The sequence below is a fragment of the Myroides albus genome, from assembly GCF_024722315.1.
Lineage (GTDB): Bacteria > Bacteroidota > Bacteroidia > Flavobacteriales > Flavobacteriaceae > Flavobacterium > Flavobacterium album_A.
Map to the genome: position 1 here is coordinate 2,319,001 of NZ_CP102754.1, position 6,000 is coordinate 2,325,000.

General features: G+C 41.1%; 2 protein-coding genes, 2 tRNA genes and 2 rRNA genes (1 of these 6 only partly in view). 4 read left to right on the top strand and 2 right to left on the bottom strand.

Features of this window, described 5'->3' with window-relative positions; translation table 11 throughout:
• Positions 1-20: 20 nt before the first annotated feature.
• Positions 21-959, bottom strand: a complete 939-nt coding sequence (locus NWE55_RS10555; RefSeq protein ID WP_155093477.1) for an MBL fold metallo-hydrolase — start codon at positions 957-959, stop codon at positions 21-23.
• 192 nt (positions 960-1,151) lie between these two features.
• A complete protein-coding gene (locus NWE55_RS10560; RefSeq protein WP_155093478.1) occupies positions 1,152-1,493 on the bottom strand; it encodes a cupin domain-containing protein in 342 nt (113 codons plus the stop codon).
• Positions 1,494-2,238: 745 nt separating this feature from the next.
• On the opposite strand from NWE55_RS10560, the gene NWE55_RS10565 reads away from it, so the two are divergent.
• The 4 genes from NWE55_RS10565 to NWE55_RS10580 form a co-directional block, all read left to right on the top strand.
• A 16S ribosomal RNA gene (locus tag NWE55_RS10565) occupies positions 2,239-3,756 on the top strand.
• Positions 3,757-3,831: 75 nt separating this feature from the next.
• Positions 3,832-3,905, top strand: a tRNA-Ile gene (locus tag NWE55_RS10570).
• Positions 3,906-3,991: 86 nt separating this feature from the next.
• Positions 3,992-4,065, top strand: a tRNA-Ala gene (locus NWE55_RS10575).
• Positions 4,066-4,182: 117 nt separating this feature from the next.
• Positions 4,183-6,000 (top strand): 23S ribosomal RNA (locus tag NWE55_RS10580) (it continues 1,074 nt past the right edge of the window).
• The 16S and 23S rRNA genes sit together here with 2 tRNA genes alongside, the layout of an rRNA operon.

Sequence of the window (6,000 nt, forward strand, 5' to 3'; positions counted from 1 at the left end):
CATCATTAGATTGGCTTTTTTTATAGTGAAATTTTCTTCCCTTGTTCTGGAAATATGTATTTTACTTGAAGTGGATTGTTTTGTTCAAGTTCCTGCTTGATTGTTTCTATTTGATTGCCTACTGGCTTTAAGTGTGTAACAATTATGTTTAAGTCTTTTAGGGTTTGACTATCCGTATATTGAGCTAATTTAGTTAATTCTTCATTTAATAGGTTAGGTGTTAGGTGGCCAAATAGTTTATCTTCTGGCTGTGAGTTTGGAAAAGAAACCTCAATGAGTATGGTTTGTAAGTTTCTATTCTTAACTAATGGGGCAATGTATTCCCATATTCTATTTAGGTTGTCAGACTTTTCTATTCTATCAGCGCCAGTGTCACCAAAGTATAGTACATATTCATCATTGTTTTGAATTAATATAGCTGAACTTTTTTGTGGATTTACATGGCTTAATTCAAATACTTCCGCTGATAAAGTGGTGTTTTCAAGTTTAAAAGTGCGAAATGGAGTTAGCTTGTGATATATGTATTTTCCGATAATAGGTTTTTCTCCTTCATTACCGAAGTTTGCCCAAGATGCATTTTTGAAGTAATTGTTTTTGAAAACATCAATAACAAATGGTAATCCGTAAATTGGTTTACTACTGTCATCTGGAGAATTAATGATTAAACCAGCAAGATGATCTAGGTGGCCATGAGTTATAAAATAACCTTTGATATAATTCTGTAAGATGTTTTCAGTTGTATCATCAAATGTATTGTATTCAATTGTTTTGTTTATTCCTGCTCGTATCGTGCCTGCATCTAAGGAAATATAGCTCTTGCTATTTTCTATACCTATTAAATATGAGGATAGATTACTTTCAATCCCTCCACCATATACACCTAAGGGAATAATTTCAAGTTTTTGTGAATAAGTGAGTGTGCTAATTAAAATAAATATACTCAATAATATTTTTTTCATTGTGATTGTTTTTTTACAAAAGTAGAGATTATTTGTCTTTCTATGCGTGATTTAACAAGATGTTTCGGTTGCTCTCTGTAGCTTTGACCTTGTATTTAAAAGGAAAAAGGTGTAGAGTAGCAATGGGTTTATTGTACTTTACACCTTATATATTGGTAAATCTTGTAAGATCATTATTCGTATCATTTGTAATTAGCTGTTAATTACTTTCTCAACCCTCGAAATTGTATCAGATTTGTTTAAAGTTAATCTTACTATACTGTCTGCTTTAGCTAGTAAATCGTGTGGTACATTAGGCTCAAGAGTGATTATATCTCCTTCTTTTAAGTTATATCGCTCACTGTTTACACCAAAATCAATGTTGCCCTTTATAATATGTACAACTATGGGGAACTTTGTTTTGTGTTCTTTCATCTCTTGTCCACTTTTAAAAGCGATTCGTATCTCTTTTGTCGCTGCGTTGTCAATCAATATAGCTATCGCTGGTTTACTATCGCCATAAGTTAGGTTCTCTAAAATATTCGCTTTATCCATAACTCTTATTTTTAAATTCTATATAAAGTTAGTGAATTACTTTGTGGTATTTAGTTGTTTATTTAATTATGTTAGTGGTAGTTGTGAAAGATTTAATGGACCTTATAAGGTATGAGAATACTAATAGTAGAATAAGATGTTAGTTTAGATGTGTACTATACTATATATAGTATAAAGAATCTTGTTAAAGGAATTAAATGCATTATTACTGGTGTAAGTAAGGTAGGGAAGGAGTGTGATATCAGAAATACTAAAAAAAGTTTCACTTGTAACGTGTATCATAATAGGTAGTTATCGTTACTCCGAAAAAAACCTTTAAAAAAAGGCGTTATAAAGTTTGGAAGTAGCGTAAAAGATACTACTTTTACATCCGCATTAGAGAAGTAATAACAACTCTAGAGGTAGATGCTCCTAAATATAAAGAAAGCAGCAAAGAAGAATTAATAACTTTGAAAAGCTTTAAAAACTTTAACAAAATAAAGTTTGGATAAGTGAAAGATAAGGTATTATCTTTGCGGTCCGCTTCAGTAAACACTGTGGTTTGCAAGAAAAAAAGAAAAAGAAATTTTTCGAAAAAAGTTTTGCGAGATTAAAAAATAGTTTTACTTTTGCACTCGCTTTGAAACACAAGTGAAAAAAACAAGAAGAATACGTTCTAAGACATATTGGACAACAGCATACAAAAAGAGAGTAAGGCAAGTCGAAAGATTTGAATTAACGCGCTAATCGAAAATATAAAAAATATACGATGAAGAGTTTGATCCTGGCTCAGGATGAACGCTAGCGGCAGGCCTAACACATGCAAGTCGAGGGGTATAAGAAGCTTGCTTTTTAGAGACCGGCGCACGGGTGAGTAACGCGTATGCAACCTACCTTTTACAGGGGAATAGCCCGAAGAAATTCGGATTAATGCTCCATGGTTTATTTTGATGGCATCATTTGAATAATAAAGATTTATCGGTAAAAGATGGGCATGCGTGTCATTAGCTAGTTGGTATGGTAACGGCATACCAAGGCAACGATGACTAGGGGTCCTGAGAGGGAGATCCCCCACACTGGTACTGAGACACGGACCAGACTCCTACGGGAGGCAGCAGTGAGGAATATTGGTCAATGGAGGCAACTCTGAACCAGCCATGCCGCGTGCAGGATGACGGTCCTATGGATTGTAAACTGCTTTTGTACGGGAAGAAATGTGCCTACGAGTAGGTATTTGACGGTACCGTAAGAATAAGGATCGGCTAACTCCGTGCCAGCAGCCGCGGTAATACGGAGGATCCGAGCGTTATCCGGAATTATTGGGTTTAAAGGGTTCGTAGGCGGTCAGATAAGTCAGTGGTGAAATCTCATAGCTTAACTATGAAACTGCCGTTGATACTGTTTGACTTGAATAGTATGGAAGTAACTAGAATATGTAGTGTAGCGGTGAAATGCTTAGATATTACATGGAATACCAATTGCGAAGGCAGGTTACTACGTACTTATTGACGCTGATGAACGAAAGCGTGGGTAGCGAACAGGATTAGATACCCTGGTAGTCCACGCCGTAAACGATGGATACTAGCTGTTCGGTTTTCGGACTGAGTGGCTAAGCGAAAGTGATAAGTATCCCACCTGGGGAGTACGTTCGCAAGAATGAAACTCAAAGGAATTGACGGGGGCCCGCACAAGCGGTGGAGCATGTGGTTTAATTCGATGATACGCGAGGAACCTTACCAGGGCTTAAATGTAGATTGACAGGTTTGGAAACAGACTTTTCTTCGGACAATTTACAAGGTGCTGCATGGTTGTCGTCAGCTCGTGCCGTGAGGTGTCAGGTTAAGTCCTATAACGAGCGCAACCCCTATTGTTAGTTACCATCGCGTTAAGGCGGGGACTCTAGCAAGACTGCCGGTGCAAACCGAGAGGAAGGTGGGGATGACGTCAAATCATCACGGCCCTTACGTCCTGGGCTACACACGTGCTACAATGGCAAGTACAGAAAGCAGCTACCTGGCAACAGGATGCGAATCTCCAAAGCTTGTCTCAGTTCGGATTGGAGTCTGCAACTCGACTCTATGAAGCTGGAATCGCTAGTAATCGGATATCAGCCATGATCCGGTGAATACGTTCCCGGGCCTTGTACACACCGCCCGTCAAGCCATGGAAGCTGGGGGTACCTGAAGTCGGTGACCGCAAGGAGCTGCCTAGGGTAAAACTAGTGACTGGGGCTAAGTCGTAACAAGGTAGCCGTACCGGAAGGTGCGGCTGGAACACCTCCTTTCTAGAGAATTAGTTAAGTGTTAATTCTACTTACTCTCGCTGCTTGTTCAAAAAATAAAAAAAAGGTATTATACAGAGTCTCGTAGCTCAGCTGGTTAGAGTACTACACTGATAATGTAGGGGTCGGCAGTTCGAGTCTGCCCGGGACTACTAAAATACACAGGAAATACTAGAGGTTTAGACTAACCGCCCAAAAGTTACTGTTAACTGTAAGCTGTTAACCAAACACTAGAAACGGGGGATTAGCTCAGCTGGCTAGAGCGCCTGCCTTGCACGCAGGAGGTCATCGGTTCGACTCCGATATTCTCCACAAGGACTAAAGTCCAACCGTTCATTGACATATTGATAAAACTTAACTAACAAAACAGTTAGAAAGAACAAAAAATATAGAAATATATAGAAAGTACGATTCGAAAGAATTGTAAGCACATAAGCAAAATAAGGGCGTATGGGGAATGCCTAGGCTCTCAGAGGCGAAGAAGGACGTGATAAGCTGCGAAAAGCTACGGGGATTGGCACACACGAATTGATCCGTAGATATCCGAATGGGGCAACCCAATATGTTGAAGACATATTATCCTGTATAGGAGGCGAACCCGCTGAACTGAAACATCTAAGTAGGCGGAGGAGAAGAAAACAAAAGTGATTCCGTAAGTAGTGGCGAGCGAACGCGGAATAGCCCAAACCAAAGTTGTTACGGCAATTTTGGGGTTGTAGGACCACGACATTTCTTGCGGCTTGAATTAGAAATACCTGGAAAGGTATACCGAAGAGGGTGACAGTCCCGTATAAGTAAGAAAAGATAAGAATAGTGGTATCCTGAGTAGGTCGGGGCACGTGAAACCCTGATTGAAACTGGCGGGACCATCCGCTAAGGCTAAATACTCCTGAGAGACCGATAGTGAACCAGTACCGTGAGGGAAAGGTGAAAAGAACCGTGAATAACGGAGTGAAAAAGATCCTGAAACCATACGCCTACAAGCGGTCGGAGCCCATTAGTTGGGTGACGGCGTGCCTTTTGCATAATGAGCCTACGAGTTACCGTTGCTGGCAAGGATAAGGACTTCAGGTCTGGATCCGTAGCGAAAGCGAGTCTGAATAGGGCGCTTTAGTCAGTAGTGGTAGACGCGAAACCGTGTGATCTACCCATGGGCAGGTTGAAGTTTAGGTAACACTAAATGGAGGACCGAACCGTTTAACGCTGAAAAGTTTTCGGATGACCTGTGGGTAGGGGTGAAAGGCCAATCAAACTCGGAAATAGCTCGTACTCCCCGAAATGCATTTAGGTGCAGCGATGATCATAGTTACTTAGAGGTAGAGCTACTGATTGGATGCGGGGGCTTCACCGCCTACCAATTCCTGACAAACTCCGAATGCTAATTAATGATAATCATCAGTGAGGGCATGGGTGCTAAGGTCCATGTCCGAGAGGGAAAGAACCCAGACCATCAGCTAAGGTCCCCAAATGTATGCTAAGTTGAAAAAACGCGGTTTGATTGCCCAGACAGCTAGGATGTTGGCTTGGAAGCAGCCATTCATTTAAAGAGTGCGTAACAGCTCACTAGTCGAGCGATTGAGCATGGATAATAATCGGGCATAAGTATACTACCGAAGCTATGGATTTACGTTTTATAACGTGAGTGGTAGGGGAGCATTCTATCGGCAGAGAAGGTGATTTGTGAGAATTGCTGGAGCTTATAGAAAAGAAAATGTAGGCATAAGTAACGATAAGGGGTGCGAGAAACACCCCCGCCGTAAGACTAAGGATTCCTGAGCTATGCTAATCAGCTTAGGGTTAGTCGGGACCTAAGGCACACCCGAAGGGGGACGTCGATGGCCAACGGGTTAATATTCCCGTACTACTTATAACAGTGATGGAGTGACACAGTGATGAAAGCACCGCGAACTGACGGAATAGTTCGTTGAAGCACGTACCTATAGGTTTGATAGTAAAATGCGTCAGACTTGGAGAAATGCGATAGTACTCAGCGTCTACGGACAAAGAGATAGTGTGCCTAAGGGCTGTCAAGAAAAGCTTCTAAACTTAGGTTATAAGTACCCGTACCGTAAACCGACACAGGTAGTCGAGGAGAGTATCCTAAGGCGCTCGAGAGATTCATGGCTAAGGAACTAGGCAAAATAGACCTGTAACTTCGGGAGAAAGGTCGCCAGCGCAAGCTGGCCGCAGTGAAGAGGTCCAGGCGACTGTTTATCAAAAACACAGGGCTCTGCAAAATCGTAAGAT

What these genes read in the sequence shown, in the direction of transcription:
- NWE55_RS10555 (WP_155093477.1), bottom strand. Translation starts at nt 959, where the DNA reads ATGAAAAAAATATTATTGAGTATATTTATTTTAATTAGCACACTCACT.
- NWE55_RS10560 (WP_155093478.1), bottom strand. Translation starts at nt 1,493, where the DNA reads ATGGATAAAGCGAATATTTTAGAGAACCTAACTTATGGCGATAGTAAA.